The sequence below is a fragment of the Streptomyces sp. NPDC102437 genome, assembly GCF_044765565.1.
GTDB lineage: Bacteria > Actinomycetota > Actinomycetes > Streptomycetales > Streptomycetaceae > Streptomyces.
The window spans coordinates 1-18,242 of sequence record NZ_JBIWKI010000045.1; the positions used below are offsets into that span (position 1 = coordinate 1).

Annotated in this window: 18 protein-coding genes and 1 pseudogene; 7 read left to right on the top strand and 12 right to left on the bottom strand. The window is 69.8% G+C overall.

Annotated elements, in window-relative coordinates; all coding sequences use genetic code 11:
- A pseudogene (locus ACIRJP_RS35050) lies at positions 1-1,130 on the top strand (SARP family transcriptional regulator); the annotation flags it as partial.
- A gap of 167 nt (positions 1,131-1,297) precedes the next feature.
- Here the strand turns inward: ACIRJP_RS35050 and ACIRJP_RS35055 are convergent.
- Positions 1,298-2,569 carry an MFS transporter gene (locus tag ACIRJP_RS35055; protein ID WP_404183302.1) on the bottom strand — a complete coding sequence of 424 codons (1,272 nt, stop codon included), beginning with the start codon at positions 2,567-2,569 and terminating at the stop codon, positions 1,298-1,300.
- Positions 2,570-2,696: 127 nt separating this feature from the next.
- Between ACIRJP_RS35055 and ACIRJP_RS35060 the strand changes: the two genes are divergently transcribed.
- On the top strand, positions 2,697-2,900 hold the full coding sequence (locus ACIRJP_RS35060) for a hypothetical protein (RefSeq protein ID WP_404183305.1): 204 nt from the start codon (positions 2,697-2,699) through the stop codon (positions 2,898-2,900).
- A 91-nt stretch (positions 2,901-2,991) separates the two neighbouring features.
- Here ACIRJP_RS35060 and ACIRJP_RS35065 read toward each other — a convergent pair whose 3' ends face one another.
- Positions 2,992-3,441, bottom strand: coding sequence for an IS30 family transposase (locus ACIRJP_RS35065; RefSeq protein WP_404183308.1), 450 nt, complete (start codon positions 3,439-3,441; stop codon positions 2,992-2,994).
- A 213-nt stretch (positions 3,442-3,654) separates the two neighbouring features.
- Between ACIRJP_RS35065 and ACIRJP_RS35070 the strand changes: the two genes are divergently transcribed.
- A complete protein-coding gene (locus ACIRJP_RS35070) occupies positions 3,655-4,515 on the top strand; it encodes an RNA repair domain-containing protein (RefSeq protein ID WP_404183311.1) in 861 nt (286 codons plus the stop codon).
- Positions 4,516-4,547: 32 nt separating this feature from the next.
- Entirely contained in the window at positions 4,548-4,790 is a 243-nt protein-coding gene (locus ACIRJP_RS35075; RefSeq protein WP_404183314.1) for a hypothetical protein, read from the top strand.
- 21 nt (positions 4,791-4,811) lie between these two features.
- Here the strand turns inward: ACIRJP_RS35075 and ACIRJP_RS35080 are convergent, their stop codons facing one another.
- A complete protein-coding gene (locus ACIRJP_RS35080) occupies positions 4,812-5,267 on the bottom strand; it encodes a VOC family protein (protein ID WP_404183317.1) in 456 nt (151 codons plus the stop codon).
- A 70-nt stretch (positions 5,268-5,337) separates the two neighbouring features.
- On the opposite strand from ACIRJP_RS35080, the gene ACIRJP_RS35085 reads away from it, so the two are divergent.
- Positions 5,338-5,586 carry a hypothetical protein gene (locus ACIRJP_RS35085; protein WP_404183420.1) on the top strand — a complete coding sequence of 83 codons (249 nt, stop codon included), beginning with the start codon at positions 5,338-5,340 and terminating at the stop codon, positions 5,584-5,586.
- Positions 5,587-5,617: 31 nt separating this feature from the next.
- On the opposite strand, the gene ACIRJP_RS35090 is transcribed toward ACIRJP_RS35085, so the two are convergent.
- The 6 genes from ACIRJP_RS35090 to ACIRJP_RS35115 all read right to left on the bottom strand — a co-directional run bounded on the left by ACIRJP_RS35090 (position 5,618) and on the right by ACIRJP_RS35115 (position 11,288).
- Positions 5,618-6,202, bottom strand: coding sequence for a DinB family protein (locus ACIRJP_RS35090; protein WP_404183320.1), 585 nt, complete (start codon positions 6,200-6,202; stop codon positions 5,618-5,620).
- A 771-nt stretch (positions 6,203-6,973) separates the two neighbouring features.
- A complete protein-coding gene (locus ACIRJP_RS35095; RefSeq protein WP_404183323.1) occupies positions 6,974-7,519 on the bottom strand; it encodes a DoxX family protein in 546 nt (181 codons plus the stop codon).
- Positions 7,520-7,599: 80 nt separating this feature from the next.
- The gene (locus ACIRJP_RS35100; protein WP_404183326.1) at positions 7,600-8,679 is read right to left on the bottom strand and encodes an aromatic acid exporter family protein; all 1,080 of its coding nucleotides are present in this window, start codon (positions 8,677-8,679) and stop codon (positions 7,600-7,602) included.
- A gap of 180 nt (positions 8,680-8,859) precedes the next feature.
- Positions 8,860-9,276 carry an SsgA family sporulation/cell division regulator gene (locus ACIRJP_RS35105; protein WP_404183329.1) on the bottom strand — a complete coding sequence of 139 codons (417 nt, stop codon included), beginning with the start codon at positions 9,274-9,276 and terminating at the stop codon, positions 8,860-8,862.
- A 162-nt stretch (positions 9,277-9,438) separates the two neighbouring features.
- Positions 9,439-9,849, bottom strand: coding sequence for a hypothetical protein (locus tag ACIRJP_RS35110; protein ID WP_404183332.1), 411 nt, complete (start codon positions 9,847-9,849; stop codon positions 9,439-9,441).
- 482 nt (positions 9,850-10,331) lie between these two features.
- Entirely contained in the window at positions 10,332-11,288 is a 957-nt protein-coding gene (locus ACIRJP_RS35115) for an ArsR/SmtB family transcription factor (protein ID WP_404183335.1), read from the bottom strand.
- Between the two features lie 85 nt (positions 11,289-11,373).
- On the opposite strand from ACIRJP_RS35115, the gene ACIRJP_RS35120 reads away from it, so the two are divergent.
- Positions 11,374-12,447 carry an alpha/beta hydrolase family protein gene (locus tag ACIRJP_RS35120; protein WP_404183338.1) on the top strand — a complete coding sequence of 358 codons (1,074 nt, stop codon included), beginning with the start codon at positions 11,374-11,376 and terminating at the stop codon, positions 12,445-12,447.
- A 62-nt stretch (positions 12,448-12,509) separates the two neighbouring features.
- On the opposite strand, the gene ACIRJP_RS35125 is transcribed toward ACIRJP_RS35120, so the two are convergent.
- Complete coding sequence (locus tag ACIRJP_RS35125; RefSeq protein ID WP_404183423.1) at positions 12,510-12,704, bottom strand: hypothetical protein; 195 nt, start codon at positions 12,702-12,704, stop codon at positions 12,510-12,512.
- A gap of 506 nt (positions 12,705-13,210) precedes the next feature.
- Between ACIRJP_RS35125 and ACIRJP_RS35130 the strand changes: the two genes are divergently transcribed.
- Positions 13,211-15,256, top strand: coding sequence for a WD40 repeat domain-containing serine/threonine protein kinase (locus tag ACIRJP_RS35130; RefSeq protein ID WP_404183341.1), 2,046 nt, complete (start codon positions 13,211-13,213; stop codon positions 15,254-15,256).
- A gap of 515 nt (positions 15,257-15,771) precedes the next feature.
- On the opposite strand, the gene ACIRJP_RS35135 is transcribed toward ACIRJP_RS35130, so the two are convergent.
- Together ACIRJP_RS35135 and ACIRJP_RS35140 are read right to left on the bottom strand one after the other, a co-directional pair.
- Positions 15,772-16,437, bottom strand: coding sequence for a nitroreductase (locus ACIRJP_RS35135; RefSeq protein WP_404183344.1), 666 nt, complete (start codon positions 16,435-16,437; stop codon positions 15,772-15,774).
- Between the two features lie 78 nt (positions 16,438-16,515).
- Positions 16,516-18,219 carry a sensor histidine kinase gene (locus tag ACIRJP_RS35140; protein WP_404183417.1) on the bottom strand — a complete coding sequence of 568 codons (1,704 nt, stop codon included), beginning with the start codon at positions 18,217-18,219 and terminating at the stop codon, positions 16,516-16,518.
- Positions 18,220-18,242 lie beyond the last annotated feature (23 nt).

The following is an 18,242-nucleotide window of genomic DNA, read 5'->3' on the forward strand; positions in this document are numbered from 1 at the left end:
CAGCAGGCGCCGATCGTCTACGAGCAGCAGTCAGCTACCCTGACACTTGCCGCATAACGATACGAACAGGTGTCCACTCTTCGGGGGCAAGGCCCTCCCTGACCGCCCGGATCATCGGCGCCTACGACGTGCCTGCCATCTGGAGCCGGGCCGATGACCCCGAACAGTCCCGCGCCGTCGTCGCGGCTGCCGAGCGTACGCTCACCGGGCTCGGCCCAGACGGCCCCGCCGACCTGCGCGCCCGCCTCCTGTCCACGGTCGCCGTCGAAAGCCGCAGCGCCGACCTGTCCGGGACCGAGCTGAAGCACGCACAGCAGGCGGCACTGCAAGCTGAAGCGCTGGCACGGCACCTGGCCGACCCCGCCCTGCTGGCCTTCGCCCTCAACGGTGTGTTCCTGCAGTCCTTCACCCGCCCCGGGCTCGCGGCGGCACGGGACAGGGTCGGCGCCGAGATCCTCGACCTGGCCACCCGGCACGACCTGCCGAGCTTCGCCGTACTCGGCCGACTCGTTCGCCTGCAATCCGCCTCGGCCCTCGGCGACCTCGACGCTGCGACCTCGCACGCCGACGCAGCCGATCAGCTCGCCGCCACCACCGAGGCGCCCCTCGTCCCCGTCCTCACCGGGTGGTTCAGGGCCCGGGCCACGGCCGCCCGCAGCGCCGAACCCGGCGGACCGACCGCCGCCACGGCCGCGGCGCAGTACCGCGCTGCGGAGGACGCCCTCCAAACGGCCGGCATGCCTGGGCTGCACCGCGGCCTGTTTCCGCTCGCCCTGCTGGGGCTGCGCCTGCTGCACGACCGGCCGGCGCCCACCGACCCGCACCTCGACTGGGGCCCGTTCCGACCCTGGGCGCGACCCCTGGTGCTCCTCGCCCAGGACCGGGGTGAGGACGCCCGTACCGCCCTTGCCGCGATACCCGAACCACCACATGACCACATGCAGGAGGCCATGTGGTGCCTGACCGTCCGCGCCGCCGTACGCCTCGGCGAGCGCGGAATCGCCGCACGCGCCCAGGCTGCCCTGCGCGATGCCCCTGCCGAACACGCCGGCGCCGCCAGCGCAATGGTGACCCTGGGCCCGGTGGCACGGTATCTGGCAGAGGCGGAGGCATGCGCCGGAGCGGGGTAAGCGACAGCAATACACATCCCCGCGCCCGCCCCACGGCCAGCGGAATCAAGTTGCCAGGGCGTTCATCCAGTTGATCGTCGCGATGACAGATCCGTCGCCGACTGGGAGCGACATGTCAACGAGCAACACCCTGCCATCGGGCAGGGCGTTGCTCGAGATGGTCTGTTTCAGGATGCCTTGTGGTCGGCGGGCTTCTCGATCTCGGTGGTCGCCCGTGCTCCTCGGAAGAGCACCGGGAGCCACAGGAGACATGCCAGCAGGGGGACCGCGGCGTAGGTGGCCATGCCCGCACTGGAGCCCAGCCCGTCCATGAGCGTGCCGAGGACGAGATAGCCGATGCCGATGAGCGCCGACTCCACGAATGCGATCATCGACAGCAGGCTCGCCCGGTGGCGCGACGGCACGGCCTCGTTGAACACGTTGTCCACGATCACGGCGGTGATCTCGGGAATTCCGACCAGGGCCAGGAACGCGGCGATGGTGACCCAGACAAGGCCGAAGCCGCTCAGGCCGAGTGCCGCGGCGAGCGTCAGGAGAGACACCGGGACTACGACCCGATACCCGATGCGCCGGTCCGCGCGGTCCGACAGCAGCGGAGTGATCCCGCCGGCGAAGAATCCCGCCGATATGACCACGCTGACCAATGCGGTGCCCGCTCCCTGATCAGAGAGGGTCTTCTGCGTAAAAATGATGTACGGCGTCAAAGTCGCATGCATCAATCCGGACACCACGACAAGCGTCACGAGCGCCGGCGTGGCGACCCGAAGCATCGCCCGCCATGCTGTGGCGTCGCTGTGCTCCTCCTCGGCTCCGTCCTGCTCGTCCACCGCGTCCGCGCCGCGGATCTCGGGCACCCGTGACATCAGCACCACCACGGACAGGGCGAGGCACGCCGCCGAACCGACGTAGACGACTCCCCAGGAAATCTGCTGCAGTTGGCCGCCGAGGACGATGGCGGCTCCCGAGGTGACCGTCCCGAGCATGGTGAACCGGGACCTGATCTTGACGTAGCCGGCCGTTGCACCACGACGCACGAGCAGGTCGTACAGCAGGGCGGTGTCCGAACCGGACACACATGCCATGCCCACGCCCTGCCCGATGAACAGCGCCAGGAATACCCAGTAGTTGGAGAACGCCACCTGACCGAGCAGACATCCAGCTATCAGCATCTGGCCGATCACGATGCTGGCACGCCTGCCGATTCGGTCGGCGATGACTCCCGTCGGTAACTCCGCAAGTCCACTGACCAGGTAGAGCAGTGTCTGCAGTAGGGCCACTTGCCCGGCGGAGAAGCCTCGCTGCTGAAGGAAGAGGACGAACAGGCCGCGCTGGAACAGCGTGTTGGCGAGCACGGCGTATACGTAGAAGGGGCGCGTGACACTGCGTGCTGCATTGTCGACCGCAGCCGACCCGCCGAGGGCCTCCGTGGTGCCGGTCATGCTGCGGGCTCCCTGGTGAATCCGGTGATCATTAGTGTTGGGCCTCCGCCGTCGACCGGACCCTCCAGTCCGCGCAGGGTATCGGACCGGCCGTCCGGGAACCCTTGCCCGTACCAGCGAGCTTCAAATGCTGCGCGCCCTGACGGTGACCGGCACCCTGCAGAACCGGTCCACCGCGACCGGGCGGGGTGACCACCTGACCGGGGACGCGGTCAACGACATCGTCCGGGGGCGCGCGCACAAGGCCGGGTTCAAGAACTGGCAGGACGTCACCGCGCACGGGCACCGTCCCGGACCCGAACTCCTGCTTCGGACACCAGGCGCAAAGTAGGTACGTCTTCGCTGTTCAGCGGTTCGGCCGACGGCGAGGGAAGAACGCCGTCACCAGCCGCAATGGACAAGTACCGGGAACAAGGGCGAGCTCAAGCGGTCAGCGCATCACCGCTGTTCAGTAGGCCAGCGTAGACCTCTGCCGGAGTGCGATAGCCGTGGGTCCTGCGCGGGCGATGGTTGAGGTCGTGGGCGATGGCGTCCAGACAGGCCTGACTGAACGTGCGGAGTTCCGCGCCCTCGGGGAGGTACTGCCGAAGCAGCCGGTTGGTGTTCTCGTTGGTGCCACGCTGCCACGGGCTGCGCGGCTTGCAGAGGTGGACAGGCCTCCCGGTCTCGGCGGTGATGGCCTGGTGCTCGGCCATCTCCCGGCCCCGGTCCCAGGTGAGCGTTCGTCGTAGCTGGGGGCGGGATGCCGAGGAGACTCCTGGTGAGGTGCGAGTGACCTGCTCGGCCTTGATGCCGTCCGGCAGCGCAACGATGGCTGTGCAGCGGCTGGTGCGCTCGACGAGCGTGGCGATGGCCGAGGGCCGGGTGCCCATCACGAGGGCCCATTACGAGGTCGCCCTCCCGATGGCCGGGAACCTTGCGGTCCTCGACCGCGGCGGGGCGCGCGGTGATGGACACCATGCCCCGGATGATGCCCCGCCCTGTGGGCCGGCGGGCGAGCTTCGGGCGGCGCATGGCGGGCCGGGCGCTGAATTGCAGGGCCGACCGGGCGCGCGTCACCCTGATGGTTGAGGGCAGGTGCTGACGTGCACACCAGCGACGAAATCTACCACCGGGTGCTCTGGGACCCGCGCTTCGACCCCGAGCGGTTCGTGATGGGGATCGCCGAGCGCGGGGCCCCGCCGAAGCGGGTCCTGCTCGGCGACTTCGTACCGGGCGGGGAGATCCCCTGGCACCGGGTGGTGTTCTTCGAGGCGGACGGCCAGGTCGTCTGGGACCGCGCCTCCGGCATCGACCGACTCGACGAGACCCTCGTCGGGCAGGTCGGTCCCGTGCCGGCCCCGGCACCCGGCGACGTCCTCGCCGTCCCGTCGACGAACCGCACCGCCGTCGCCTGGCTGCCGCCGGCGGAGTTGTGGCCGCCGATCCAGCACATTCGCCGCGAACACGACCGGCAGATCCGCCGCTGGCCGCCGCACGTCAACGTGCTCTTCGGTTTCGTCCCCGAGGCCGAGTTCACCCGGGCCCTGCCGCTGGTCGCCGCGGCGCTCGCCGAGACGCCGCCGTTCACCGCTCGCCTGGCGGGCATCCACTGGTTCGGACACCGCGAGGACGCCACCGTCTGGCTCGACCCGGCCGCCGCCGACCACGAACCCTGGGCGCGGCTGCGGGAGTCCCTGGAGCTCCGCTTCCCGCTCTGCGGATCGCACTCGCACGGCTACACCCCGCACCTGTCCCTCGGCCGTACCCCGGACCCACACCCCCTCGCCCGCAAGGCAGAGGCCCTCCTCGGCCCCATGACGGCCCTGGTCGACGGGCTGGTCCTGCTCTCCCGGCGCGGCGACGAGCCGATGCGGGTCCGGGCCCGCGTCCTGCTCGGCAGCGGCGACGTACGGCATCCGGAGAATCCGACCCTTCCGGGCAACCCTCCGCCACCACCCGTCTAGGCCGTGTAATCGAAAGTGGTCTCGGGCTGTGAATGATCACGGTTCATGGGCCGGGGAGATTTCACGGACGAGCAGCGGGCGGTGTTGGAGCCGTTGTTGCCGAACGGGTCGAGGGCCCGCGGCGCTTCGACCCGACCGACTACCGCGAACGCCCTGCGGTCGAGTGCGGCATCAACCGCCTCAAGAGAAACCGCGCTGTCGCCACGCGCTACGACGGGCTCTCGGTCCGCTACGAGGCGACTGTGCTGGTCACAGCCGTGAACGAGTGGCTGTGACCGGCACCATCGCAACGGCCCTCAGACGACGTCGAACTCGTTGCCCTCGGGGTCCTGCATGGCGGCGGCGTAGAGCCCCAGGTCCGGCTCGTCCTTGATCCTCAGCACGGTGGCACCGGCCTCGACCAGCTGGTCCACCGCGGCCCTGACCCGCCGCGCGCGGGCGTCCAGCGGAACGTCACGGCCGCCACCGACCTTCAGGTCGAAGTGCCACCGGTTCTTGGCGGTCTTCGGCTCCGGAACCTGCTGGAACCACACGCGCGGTCCGCGCCCCGCCGGATCGACGATGGACTCTGGAATGTCGCCGGCCCCCGTCGGCAGCTCTTCCGCAGGCACCCCCATCGCCTCCCAGTAGGCGCGCCACGTGGCGTGCCCGTCCGGCGGCGGCTCGGGCGCATAGCCCAGGGCCCGGGCCCAGAACGCCACCATTCTCTGCGGATCGGAGCAGTCGATCGTCAGCTGCACTGTCATCTCCATGCCTGCATCTCCATGCCTGAAGCCTCCCAGGCAGGTCTGACATTGATACTCGTAGCGGGTTCCGGTGGTCGTGGCTCAGAGTCTGACTGACGTCCTGCTGGGCTGTCCTGCGACTGTTCTGTCCGGCTGCCAGAACCCGTTCAGACGATGGATCCGCGAGGAGGAGATCACCCGGCTTTCCCCGCTCAAGCACCGCAACCTGAACGTGCTCGGCCGCTACAGCTTCACCACCTCGACCCCGGCCGCCGGCGCCCTGCGCCCGCTGGGTGACGCGGGCATATCAGGTGGCCGGGTGCTCGGAAATCGCAAGAGCCGGTAGGGGAGCGGATCAGGCTGCCTGGTATGTCTAACTAAGCCTTGATTGGTGCGGCCGCCCTGGCGGCCTGCTCGATCTTCGCGCAGTAGGCTGCACGGACTTCCTCGTCGATCTGCTGCTCGTGTTCGGGGCGCACCCCGGTCCGCCCGTCGAGGCCCTCACGCAGGATATCGGCGTGCCCGGCATGCCGGTTGGACTCGCCGAGGACATGGGTCATGACGGCGAACAGGTTCGTGTTGGGACAATGCTCCGGCCACCAGGGCACGTGGCCGGGGGCGTCGAGGGGAAGCTCGTTGATCGTCGCGTCAGAGTGCTCCCATGTGCGCCGGTAGAACCCGATGATCTGCTCGCGGGTCTCGTCCTCGGTCGCCCACAGATCGCTGCCGTTGTAGTCCTGCCACCGGGGCAGCGGTTCCGGGGAAGGGCGGTCGAAGACCTCGCCGAAGTACCTGGCCTCGACGGTGGCCACGTGTTTGACCAGGCCGAGGAGGTTGGTCCCGGTCGCTGTCAAAGGTCGGCGGGCGTCGTATTCGGACAAGCCGTCGAGTTTCCAGAGCAGAGCCTTGCGGTCCCGCCGCAGTCTCCCGTGCAGGTTGTCTTTCGCGAATTCATCGATCATGCGGCATGAGCCTGCCATGGGCTGCTGGTGGTCTCAAGATCCCGTAGATGGTCCGCAACGACTGGCAGAGCCGAGGCCTGGCCATGGCCGCCGTTGGTCACGCTCACCGGCGGCACTGCCTCGGGGCGAAGAGCGGGCGCCGTCGTCGGCCTCTGGCGGCCGCCGATCGCTCCGGAACCGACCGATCCGCCGCCGGTCCTGCCGGCTCACCCGGCCCACCAACAGATCCTCGACTCATTCGCCGAAGCCGTCGGCCCGATGCGCGCCCGCGACCTGCGCGAGCGCCTCGATCTCGCCGTCACGCCGAAGAACATCGAGGGCACCCGGCGCAAGCTCGAGCGCCGGGTTCGGTCTCGGCGCCCTTGGCCGAACCCGGCTTGTTCGCCCGGCGCCGTCCGTAGCTGCCCTCAGCCGTGCCGCCAGCCCGCCCGCCACCGGGTTCGGGGCGTGATCGCTAATGGCCTGTCGTGCGGAGCCACCGCAGCGTGGCGACGAGCTCTTCGCCGAAGTCCTCGCAAAGCGCGAGCAACTCGCGTCCCGCGGACGAGAGCAGTACGCGGAGCCAGGGAGGCGTGTTGACGGACCCGTTCCGCGGTTTCGTTCTGCCGCTGGTCACAGCCGCGACAGAACCCAGCAGCTGTGCCAGAGCCGTGTGTCGCGATAAAGCCAACTCTCGCCGTACCACGCCGCCGCGCGGTCGGCTCTGTCTGCCGTACCCGCGTTACGCCTGGGTGCTCCGGCTGAAGGAGGCGCTGCGGGCAGCGGCGGCACTCAGTTGCGGATGAGCAGGACGAGGCCGGCGAGCACCACGGCGAGTGCCACGGCGGCGGCCCCGTAAGCGAGCCGGTGTGCACGCAGGCCGGGCAGGAATCGGTCGATGGCGATCCTGCCCGGCCCGGTGAGGGCGAGTCCGGCGGCACCGGCGGCCAGCAGGACTTCGTACTCGATGCCCTGCGGAGCGAAGAAGCCGCCGCCCCACTTGACGGCGAGGGCGTTGATCATGGTGCCGAGGACGGCGGCGCCGGCGAGCGGCGTCAGCAGGCCGAGCACCAGGCCGAGCCCGCCGAGGACCTCGCTCAGTCCGGCGATGGCGGCCATCGTCTCGCCCGAGGGGTAGCCGCTCATCGTGAAGAACTGGCCGGTGCCCTTGAGGCCTCCGCCACCGAACCAGCCGAACAGCTTCTGCGCACCGTGGGCTGCGACGGTCAGTCCGAGGGCGACGCGGATGATCAGCAGTCCGACGTCGTAGGCGTGCGGCGAGGTGCCCTCGGTGACGCCGGGGCGGGAATCGAGGGAACGGGTGAGTGCGGAAGCCATGTTGAACGGATCTTTCTGAGAAGTACGAATCTTACTTGAGAGTTCAAGCATATGCCTTACAGTAGCTGATGTGTGAAACTTCAATCATTTCGGGGGGGTGCGGCGGAGCGGGGTGCACGGTCGAGGTCGGCGAGCAGGCGTTCGGCGTCGGTCATCAGTGATCCGTATACGTGCCAGGCGCCGGGCTCGGGCAGGGTGCCGTGCTCGATCTCGCGGGTCATCATCGTGTGCCACTGGGTGGCGTCGTCGATGGCCCTGCGCAGCCGCTCGCGGGCTTCGTCCCGGGCCGGGCCGTCAGCCGGGCCGGGGGCGGCGAAGTACGTCACCGCCTCGCCCGCCGCCTGCAGGGTCGCCGCGTAGCGGTCGAGGAACATCTGCCCCGGGCGGTGGTCGTCGACGGTGTCGGCCAGCGTCCGGGCGATGCCGCGGACCTGGAAGGTGATCCGGTGCAGAGCGCGCAGGGCCTCGCCGTGGCCCGAGGGCTCGCGTCGTCCGCGTACCGCGACGCACCGCGTGTTCCAGCGCAGGCTCTCCTGGCTCTCACGGACGTCCTCGTGCGCCCGCACCGCCAGGTCCTCCAGACGCCTGCCCCTCTCCAGCCAGGTGTCCGCGCGGTCGGCGTGCTGCCGCTCCGTCAGCCCCCGGCCCATGTCGACCAGCAGCTCTCCCGTGGCCACGGCCAGACCGCGTACCGCAGAACCGGAGGCGCTCAGCTGCACGGGCGGCAGAACAAAGGCGTTCACCGCGACTCCCACCACAGCCCCGGTCAACGCCGCCAGCGTCAGCGCGACCACATGACCCACGGGAACGGCCGTCGCCGCAGCCAGAGCCAGCACCGCTGTCGAAGCGACCTGCACACGACCGTCCGAACCTCGCCGCCCGGCCACTACCAGCGCAATCGCCGGAATGGCAGCGGCACTCCCCGCCGCCGGACCCAGCAGCCACACCACGCCCACAGCCACTGCCAGCCCAGCCGCCCGAGCACCCACACTGCGCAATGCCTGCGTCACCGACCGGTAGACGCTGGGGGCACTGACCATGGCCAGCGCTGTGGCCACAGCGAGATACCGCTGCTCCCCCGGCAACCACCACGAAGCCGCCTGCCAGGCCAGCAGGGCCGCAATCAGGACCTTGACGGTCCGCACCCCTGTCGGCCGCACCGCCGCGGACCATACTGCCGCAGGCCGAACCGACCCCACGACTCGCGGCCACCAGGCCCGGCCCGAATCCCGCCACCACACGGCGACGCCCTGACCACGCGCAAGGACATGTGCTGTCATGCTTCCGGCTCCCGCCTCATCCTTCATCCGCGACGGCGCTGCGCCGCTCGTTTGATCGGTTCAAGACGCCCCGTTCAGGAACCGGTCGAGGTGGCCGTCCAGGTCCAGCGCCTCGGCCTCCTGGGCGGCGGGCACCAGCTGGTAGGTGCGCAGCAGCCAGTGCTTGAGGGCCGGGAGCGGAGCGACGAGGTGGGCGGAGCCGCCCGGAGAATTCAGGAGAACGTGCAGGAGGGCGTCCGGGCCGGTCCCGGTAGGCCGTATCCGCACGTCACCCTCTCCGCTGGGTGCCAGCATTCCCCGGGCGAGCAGCTCGCGTGAGATGACCCAGGGCACGGGCCCTCGGACGAGGTCATGGAAGAGGAACTCCACCACCAGCGGGTCCTGCGACCTGTAGAGCAGATGGGCCGGTACCGGGAACCGTGCGCCCAGGGGCGACACGAGCTCCATGTCGAGCATGCCGTCTACGCAAGTGATCATGGCTTTGTCTTGGTTCGGGGCCGGGGCGGCGCCTGGCCTGTGGTGACGGTGATTGCGGCGCCCCCACTGTTTCGGGATGCCCGCCCGCATGTGATTCGGGCCGTGTCACCTGCCCGTCGTGTGCGGCGGACCGGGCGGTGATGGCCCTGATCCCCGCGATTCTCAGCGGTGTGAACGGTTGTGGTGCTCCAGGCTGCCCCAGTAGGTGTGCCCGTGGTCCTCGGCCCAGCGGATCTGGTCGAGGACCCACTGGCGACGGTCTACGTCGATTCGCGCCTGGTGACCGTGGCGGTCGTCGTGCCGGATCCAGTGGCGGCCTCCGTCGCGATCCTGCTTCCAGTGGCCCCGGCCGTCGCCGCCCCGGCCGCCGAATGCGCCGTGCCGGTCTCCGTTGTGGTTGTGCCGGTCCCCGTCGTGGTGGTCGGTGATCCGGACGATGGATACGGCGCCCGGCTGGGTGCTGCTCGGGTGCGTCGCCGCCGAGGCGGTGCCACCGGTGGCGAGAAGCCCGGCTGCGGTGATGGCGGTCGAGGCGATCGCGACGACAGTCCGACGAACGATGCTGCTTGTCATGATTTCCCCTCTTTCTCCACCCTGTGATGCACATGGGCGAGTTAGTGCGTGTTTGCCTTGCTGGCATTGAAGACACTAACCCCGAATGGTTGAACGATGAACTATGCCTGGTGAGTGAGGTCCACCACGCGCCGAAGAGCTGTTGCGTCGGAATATTCGCCCGGAACCCGATGTTGCGAGCCGGTTCCGGGGCGGCAGCCGAGGGTCTTCTCACCAGGCGCCACTGGGCTAGATCCGCTTTGACGGACAACCGAATCAGGCGGGGGCTGAGTCAGCTTGAGGCACGCGTACTTCTGCGAGATCTCCTCCAGTCCCGCTTCGGGAACCGCAGGCCATGCGTTCAGAGCTCAGGCCGAGGCGACCCCGGGCGGGCCGCCGGTCCCGGGTCGCCACCACGGGGCGCGGAACGCTCAGGCATCGACCGCCTCCGCTGATGCCGCGAACGCATGGCCTGTGGGCTGTCTTGTGGCGAACTACCGCGGTCAGGCGCCCGCAACCAGCGTGCCGAGGGCGGTGCGCTGGTGGGTGACCGAGCGGCCTGTGCGGGTTGTCGTCGCCATGCCTGCCGATCTGAGCGCCGCCGCGTGGGACGAGGCCGTCGCGTTGCTGACGTGGAGGGCGCAGGCGAGGGATGTCGTGGTGTGAGGCTCGGCGAGGAGGCGCAGGGCGTCCAGCCGGGTGCGGCCCAGGACGGCGGCCAGGGTCTCGGCGGGGACGACCGGGCGCCCCGCAGTGGGCGGGAGCCCGGGACCGGCTGGGTACGTGAGAACTACGGGATGGCCCGGGGCGTCCTGAAGAAGTGGGCCCGCCGGGTGGTGGAAGGTGGGCAGCAGAATCAGGCCGCGCCCGTCGAGGCAGACGGCGCGGTCCGGCGCTGCGCCGGGCCATTCCCACACATCCTCGTGGAGTCGGTTGCCCGGCGCCAGGCCGGTCAGCGTGGGGGCCACGCCGTGCTCGGCGACCGTCAGGGCGTAGCGGGTGAACTCCTCGCGGTGCAGATCCTGTACGACGGACCAGACCGGGGCGAGAACCGTCTCGTACGCGGCCTGCTGGGCGCGGTGCAGGGTGCGCCAGGCCGTCTCGTCGCCGGCGTGCAAGCCGCGAATCCAGCGAGGGGCGGGCACCGACCCGTAGACCCGCTCCAGTTCGGAGCGGACGAGACCGGGGTTGGCGGCGCGGATCTGTTCGAAGCAGTCGGTCATGGTGTCGCCGAGGACGTCGAGGAAAGAGGGCGGGCGGCCCGCCGGAACCAGGTCGGCGAGCGGGTCAGTTGCGGCCGGGAGGGAGCGCAGGACACGGCCGCGCCACGGCGCGAACTGAGGCCCGCCATGCCGGGTCACGGCTGTCGTCAGGGCGGCATGCAGTTCCTGGAGCGGCGCCGGGCGGGGTGCGAAGCGGATCCGGGCGAAGTCCTGCGCGGTGAAGTGGATTCGCAGCACCCTCACAACCTCTCGTCCGGGGCCAGCCTTTCGGCCAGGGCCTGAACCTTCGCATCGTGAGGGCCCCCGCCCCAAGGATGCTCGTATGACTTCTCGACGCACTCTTCTGAAAGGCACCCTATTCGGGAGTGCCGCCGCCCTGCTGCCCACGGCTGCGTCCGCCTCCGGTGGCGGCTCGATCCTCCGGCTGCCCGCGCCCGCCGGGCCGTACCCCGTCGGCATGCAGACAGTCCACCTGACGGACCCTTCCCGTACCGACCCGTGGGTGGGCGGCGTGAGGGAGTTGATGCTGACCGTCCTGTACCCGGCCCGATCGGTACGCGGCTTCTCCCGTGCGCCGCAGCTCACCCCGGACGAGGCCGCGGCGTTCGCCGAGTACGTCCCGGGGCGCCACCCGGGGCTGCCGGAGCCGGGAGTGGTGGACTGGGGCGCGGTCCTCACCCACGGGTACGTGGGCGCGTCGCCGCTGCCCGGCCGGCGGCCGGTGCTGGTGTATTCACCCGGCGGCGGTGACTCTCGCACACTCGGCACAACCCTCGCCGAGGACCTGGCGAGCCACGGCCGAGTGGTCGTCCTCGTCGACCACCCCGGTGACGCTTCTCAAGTGGAGCTGCCGACCGGGTTGCGGACGACCGTCCTGATCGGACCGCCGGACCCGGAGACCTTCCGCACGATGGTGGACACCCGGATCGCGGATCTCCGGCTGGTCCTGGACCGGCTTGGCGACCTGCCGCTCGCATCGGTCATGGACTCCTGCCGGATCGGTTTGTACGGGCACTCCGCAGGCGGCACGGCGGCGGTGTACGCAGCCCGCCACGACCGCCGGGTCGGCGCGGTGGCGAACCTGGAGGGCTACCTCGACCTGTACCCGACGCCGGTCGAAGTCGACCGGCCGCTGCTGCTGTTCCGCACCGACGGATTCGAGGGTGCTGCCCGTATCGAGTCTTCCTGGGCGAGCCTTCCCGGCTGCCGCGTGCTGCTCGCCGACGCGAACCACTGGGCGTTCACCGACTACGGCTCGCTCGTCGCGCGGCTCCAAACCGCCGGTCTTGTGACAGCGACAACGCGGGCCGCGCTCGTCGGCACCGGCGACCCGGTTGTGACCCTCGCTGAGGTACGACGCCGGGTGGGGATCTTCTTCGCCCGCCATCTGTTGTAGCGGGACCATGAAGAGGCGGCCAGTGGCTCTCCGCGGCCGTCGGCGGGACGTCGGGTCTGTCGTCAAGCGGTGTGCTCGACGTCCTCCACCGCGACCCGGTGGCGCTGCGTGTCCACGACGGCGCCGTTGTCCGCGATGGGCCTCACCGCCGGCCACCCGCGCACCTGCTGTCCACCGTGAAGTCGCCCCTTCAGCGTCTTCCTTTTGAAGGTCGCGTTGAACGATTCCGCGGCGGCGTTGTCCGCGCTGCTGCCCACTGCGCTCATGCTCTGGCGGACGTCGGCCCGGCGGCAGGCGTCGGGTGCCGCCGAGCGCGGTCTCGAGTTTGCGCATGAGCGTGCACTTGCCGACGCCGCCCACGCCGTGGAAGACGAGATGGGTGCGCGGCGCTTCCAGGTCTGCGGGGTCAAAGCCAGGGGCGGTGATGTGCTGCGAATGTTCGGCGAGCGCGGTGGCGACGAGTCCCACTGGCCCTGGCGGTTGGTGAACGCCTCGCTCGCGTCGATGGGGTCGTTCGAACTGAACAACGCACGCAGGCCGGTAACTTGGTCCCTCCGCCGAAAGATCATCAGTCGCTCAAGCCTGTGCCCGTGCAGCCCCCGACAGCAGGTCCACAGGTTTGCCGGGGCCCGGAGGTGGGACGGCATGGCCGGTTTCCTGCCCTTCTCTTGGTCGTCAGATCGGCCGTTACTGTTCTGCTCCCGAAACCGATGCTGCTTGGCACAATGCGAGCAACTGATCTCCTCGGTGATGGGTGGTATGGATGGACTCCCTGCAATCCGGTGACCCCCGCCGGATCGGCCCGTACCGCCTGCAAGCCAGGCTGGGCGCAGGCGGTATGGGCCAGGTGTTCCTGGCACTCTCCCCGGGCGGCGGCCGCAAGGTCGCGGTCAAGCTGATCCGTCCCGACTATGCCCGCAACCCTCATTTCCGGGAGCGATTTGCCTCGGAGGTGCAGGCCGCCCGGCGCGTGGGCGGTTTCCACACCGCGCAGGTCATCGATGCCGACCCGGATGCCGAGGCCCCATGGATGGTGACCGCCTACATCAGCGGTCCCTCCTTGCAGGACTTGGTGCACGGCGGCACTTTGCTCGCACCTCAGGCGGTGAGCGAGTTGGGCGCGGGTCTGGCCGAAGGCCTGGGCGCGATCCACGCGTGTGGTCTCGTCCACCGGGACCTGAAGCCCGGCAACGTGATCGTGGCGGATGACGGTCCGCGCATCATCGACTTCGGCATCGCCCAGGTCGGCAACGCCAGCGCCCTGACCGTTACGGGCGCACCGATCGGCACATACGCGTTCATGTCCCCGGAACAGGTGCGAGGCGAGGAGGTGGGCCCGGCGAGCGACGTGTTCTCGCTCGGCTGTGTGCTCGCCTTCGCCGCGAATGGTCGTGGCCCCTTCGATGCCCCGAACATTCCCGCGATCGTACGGCGGATCCTTGATGAGCCACCGCGTCTGGACGGCCTCGCCGACCCATTGCGCGAGCTGATTGCCGCGTGCTTGGCCAAGGAGCCGGCGCATCGACCGGAGATCGCCGAGATCCTGCAACGCACCGGACCATCGCCCCACATCCGCACGGATCCGGGAGCCACCCCGAAACCGACGGAGCCGCTTGCTCAACCGGAGCCGCTTGCTCAACCGGAACCGCTTGCCTTACCGGAATCACGGAAGTCAGGCCTGCGCCGCGGCCCGGGGCGGCGCGCCATCTTGCTCGGCGGTGTCGCGGCGGCCGCGGTGGTCGTCCCTGCGGTGGTCTTCTGGCCCGGGGACAAGAAGGGTCCGGGAGAGCAGGGCGGAGCGGGGAAGGCGTCGGGGAAGGCAGGACCGAAGAGGCCCACGGCAGGCGAGCTCAACGGCAAGGTTCGGGTGGTGGGGGCGGCGTACAGTCCCGATGGCGGGACAGTCGCCGCTTCCAGTTACAGAGCCTCGACGGACGACGGATCGGGCGACAGAGGGGACAGCGGCTGCATCCAGCTCTGGGACATGGCGACCCGTCGGCTCTCCACCCTGACCCTCGGGGAATCGGACTTTCTGCCGAACTCGGTGGCATTCAGCCCCAATGGCAAGACGCTTGCCGTCGGCAGTGCTGGTTCGGACAGCGTCACCTTGTGGAACATGGCCACGGGGCGAGTCCAGACCACCCTCAAGCGTGAGTGGGACTTCGACGACGATTCGTGGTCCTGGACGAACGCGCTGGCGTTCAGCGCTGACGGCAAGACGCTCGCCGTCAGCGGCCAGGACTACAACACGGGTGGCGAGGGCCAGATCCGGCTGTGGGACCTGTCAGGACGACGTCCCGTCGGTGCGGCCCTTGACGGCCGGCACGAAGGGGCCTTTTTCCACGTGGCGTTCAGCCCGGACGGGCGCTCCATCGCTGCCGGCGGCGAGTCCGGAGTACGCCTCTGGGACCGTTCGAGCCACCGTGTCACCGCCCTTCGCGACTCCGTGACCTACACCAACGCGGTGGCGTTCAGCCCCGACAGCAAGACTCTCGCCAGCTGCGACGGATCCAGCTACGAGGCCTCGGCCAGTACCGGCCGTGGCGGCATCTGGCTGTGGGACGCCACTACCGGCCGTACCACCACGCTCACCGAGGAGATCGTGTTCTCCGTGGCGTTCTGCCCCGACGGAAAGTCGCTCGCGAGCGCCGGCAAGGAAGGGCTCAAGGTGTGGAACGTCACCACCGGGCGTGCATCCGTACTGGACGACAGCGCACACTACTGGCTGGCGCTCAGTCCGGATGGCACAACCCTCGCCACCACAAGCAAGAGCGCATCGACCGAAATCCAGCTCTGGAACCTCGCATGAAGTCCCTGAAGAGCCGCACGACGGGCTGCGCTCCTGCGGCGTGATGCGCGCCGGCAGGTCCGGCACGATCAGTTCGTCGGAGATCCAGCGGTGTTCCTCGGCGGAGAGCCGGTGGTAGTCCGTGCCGGGCGCCGCCCGCCTGACCTGAGCAGTGCGCCGCAGCGGTTCAGCGAGAGCGGCAGCACGCTCGGCATCGCGCCGCACCGCCAGCGACCAGTCCGCGGGCAGCCGCGGGGCTGAGCCCGCCGCGGCTCAGGCCTACGGCGGCGTCAAGCCGGGCAGCTGCCCGGCGAAGCACCGCCACTGCTGGATGGTCCACACGGCGACGTTGGAACGGTCGGTTATCCGAGGGCGTGTGTGATGCGTTCTCGGAGGTCGAGGGCCGGTGCGCTGTCGGCGTAGAGGAGTGCTTCGTCGTGCAGTTCGGTGAGCCGGTCGCCGACTCTGTGCGAGCTGATGGTGCCCAACAGGTCCGGTCGCGCTTGCTGGTCCTGCGGATCCTGACCTCCTGATGGTCACACTCCGATGAAGCTCACTGTTTCCGTCATGCCCGCCCGTCCGGTGCGCAGCCGTGGCACGCCTTCCTTCTCGAATCCCACCGAGACACCGCAGAACAGCACGAGCCCGTCATCGGCTCCGACCACCTGGCTGACGGTCTTGCGATATATCGTCCACATCACCTGGGGGCAGCTGTGCAACCCTTCCGCCCTCAGCAACAGCATGACCGTCTGCAAATACATCCCCGCGTCCGCCCACTGCCCCGGGCCCATCGCCCGGTCGAGGTAGCAGAACAGCACGACCGGCGCCCCGAACGCCTCCGAGTTCAAGGCGGCGATCTTCATGGGCCTGTCGGGGTCGTCGCGCTCGATGCCCAACGCTTCGTACCGCTGGGCGGCCGCAGCGGCGAAGCGGTCCATGTACGGCGAGGCCAGTTCGGCCGGGTACATCGGATACTCCCGCTCGTCGCCCGGGTCGCCCGCCAGTGCCCTGGCCGTCGCGCGCCTCTTCAGCTCGGCCAGGGGCTCGCCGGCCACGACAAAGACATGCCACGGCTGGAGGTTCCCACTCGACGGAGCCCGCGTTGCTGCGGTCAGCACTCGTTCGAGAACCTCTTGGGACACCGGCTCATCGCTGAACGCCCGCACAGCCCGGCGACCGTCCACGGCTTCATAAACATCCACGTAGTTCTCGTCCTCTCACTCAACGTAGCTCCACCTGCCGGCCGGTAATGATCTCCACCACTCCTGGATCGTTTCGGTTCAGCCCCTCCTCGACGGTGCGGAAGGTGACCACGGGGCTGCCGGCGGGCTTGCGGGCACAGTGTCCTTCGTCGCCAGCGTGTTGCCTGACCAGCAGAGCCGGTAGAGGTCGACCTCGGTCAGCAGGTCGCGGCCGGATCGGTAGAACTCGCAACGGACGCCGGGCGGCCGAGGTGCGGAACGGGCGTGGTCGGGCGGGTAGGGGTAGGGGTGCGCCGGCAGCAAGGGAGCGAGTTCGGCGCGCGGGCGGTTGATGGGCAGCTCGTCGAACCGGGACGGCGGCAGCACGCTGGTTGTCAACTGCCAGGCCAGGAAGACGGCTGAGGGTACGAAGAAGGCGGCTGCGACGAGAGGAGCCGCAAAGGCGGCGACGGAGCGGCGACGGGCGGCATTCCGTACGGAGGCGAGCCGTTTGACGGACTCCGGTGCGACGGTGTCCGTACCCGGGGCCGGGCGAGCGGCCCCTGCGCGCAGCCCGCGGAGTGCGGGCGCCGCCCCCGGTCGCGACGTCGGTGTCCCCGGGCAGGCCGCGACCTGGTGCGGGAGGACTGCGGTGACGCGGAATCCGCCCTGGTACGGGCCGGTCCACAAGGAGCCGCCGAGTACGGTCACCCGCTCCCGAAGCCCCGTCAGGCCTCGGCCACCGGCGCCGACCGTCGGGCCTTCGGCCGCGAACGCCGGCCGGTCAGCCGACGCAGCGGCGTTCACGACACTCACGCGGGTACGGTCAGCCTCGTGTGAGATCCGCACCCTGATCTCACCGTCCGGCGCGTGCTTCACCGCGTTGGTGAGTGACTCCTGCACCGCCCGGTACATGCCCCGTTGGACCAGGGGGGAGAGCACGGGCATCGCCCCGTGCTGCTCCCAGCGCACCGGCACCCCGGACGCCACCGCCCGCCCGAGGAGGTCCTCGACGGTGTCGGTGACGGGCAGACCCACACCCGGTTCCGTCCCGGTCGGATCGTGCAAAACTGCGACGGTCTCGCGCAGTTGCTCCACGGCGTCCGCGATCGTCCCGCGCAGCTCCGCGAGATCGGCGCGGTCGCGGTCGGTGAGGTCGGGAGAGAGTTCCAGGGCGCCGGCCCGCAGGGCGACCAGACTCAGCGCGTGCCCGAGAGAGTCGTGCATGTCGGCTGCGATGTCCGCGCGTTCGGTCAGCCGCGCCCGCTCCGCAACCAGGTGCTGACGCTCCTCCAGGCTCCGGGCCAGCCGCCAGCCCTCCCGCACCAGTTCGCGCCGGCCGCGCCAGTGCCGTCCGGCCAGCCAGGGCAGCAGGAGAGCGGCGGGCAGCACACCCAGCGCATAGAACCACCACACGGCCTCCGCCCGCAGCACCGCGCACGTCGCGAGATCCACTGCAAGGCAGCCGGCCAGTACCAGGAGCGGGCGTCGTGCCGCGGCGACCCGGGCCCCCAGCAGACAGCTCAGGGCGGCCAGCGAGAGGACATAGGCGTTGGCGGGGGTCGCGGGGTCGGCCATGCCCAGCGCGCACAGTCCGTTGACCAGGATGACCGCGGTCCCCGGCCGGCGGCGGGACAGCGGCAAGGACACCGCCAGGACGGCCAACGGGAGACACAGGTCTTCGAGCGGCGAGGCCGCTGTGCCCGCGTCCCGGAACCCGTAGCCGGTGGCAGCGGCGAGCACGATCCACAGGGCCACATCACCGCACACGATTCTGACCGGGGGCATGTGTATGTACGGCATGGTGCGTCGACCGTCCTTCTGGT

Excerpts from the sequence above, each read along its gene's own strand:
- ACIRJP_RS35055 (WP_404183302.1), bottom strand. The coding sequence starts at position 2,569 with ATGACCGGCACCACGGAGGCCCTCGGCGGGTCGGCTGCGGTCGACAAT.
- ACIRJP_RS35060 (WP_404183305.1), top strand. The coding sequence starts at position 2,697 with ATGCTGCGCGCCCTGACGGTGACCGGCACCCTGCAGAACCGGTCCACC.
- ACIRJP_RS35065 (WP_404183308.1), bottom strand. The coding sequence starts at position 3,441 with ATGGGCACCCGGCCCTCGGCCATCGCCACGCTCGTCGAGCGCACCAGC.
- ACIRJP_RS35075 (WP_404183314.1), top strand. The coding sequence starts at position 4,548 with ATGATCACGGTTCATGGGCCGGGGAGATTTCACGGACGAGCAGCGGGC.
- ACIRJP_RS35080 (WP_404183317.1), bottom strand. The coding sequence starts at position 5,267 with ATGGAGATGACAGTGCAGCTGACGATCGACTGCTCCGATCCGCAGAGA.
- ACIRJP_RS35090 (WP_404183320.1), bottom strand. The coding sequence starts at position 6,202 with ATGATCGATGAATTCGCGAAAGACAACCTGCACGGGAGACTGCGGCGG.
- ACIRJP_RS35095 (WP_404183323.1), bottom strand. The coding sequence starts at position 7,519 with ATGGCTTCCGCACTCACCCGTTCCCTCGATTCCCGCCCCGGCGTCACC.
- ACIRJP_RS35105 (WP_404183329.1), bottom strand. The coding sequence starts at position 9,276 with ATGATCACTTGCGTAGACGGCATGCTCGACATGGAGCTCGTGTCGCCC.
- ACIRJP_RS35110 (WP_404183332.1), bottom strand. The coding sequence starts at position 9,849 with ATGACAAGCAGCATCGTTCGTCGGACTGTCGTCGCGATCGCCTCGACC.
- ACIRJP_RS35120 (WP_404183338.1), top strand. The coding sequence starts at position 11,374 with ATGACTTCTCGACGCACTCTTCTGAAAGGCACCCTATTCGGGAGTGCC.
- ACIRJP_RS35130 (WP_404183341.1), top strand. The coding sequence starts at position 13,211 with ATGGACTCCCTGCAATCCGGTGACCCCCGCCGGATCGGCCCGTACCGC.
- ACIRJP_RS35140 (WP_404183417.1), bottom strand. The coding sequence starts at position 18,219 with ATGCCGTACATACACATGCCCCCGGTCAGAATCGTGTGCGGTGATGTG.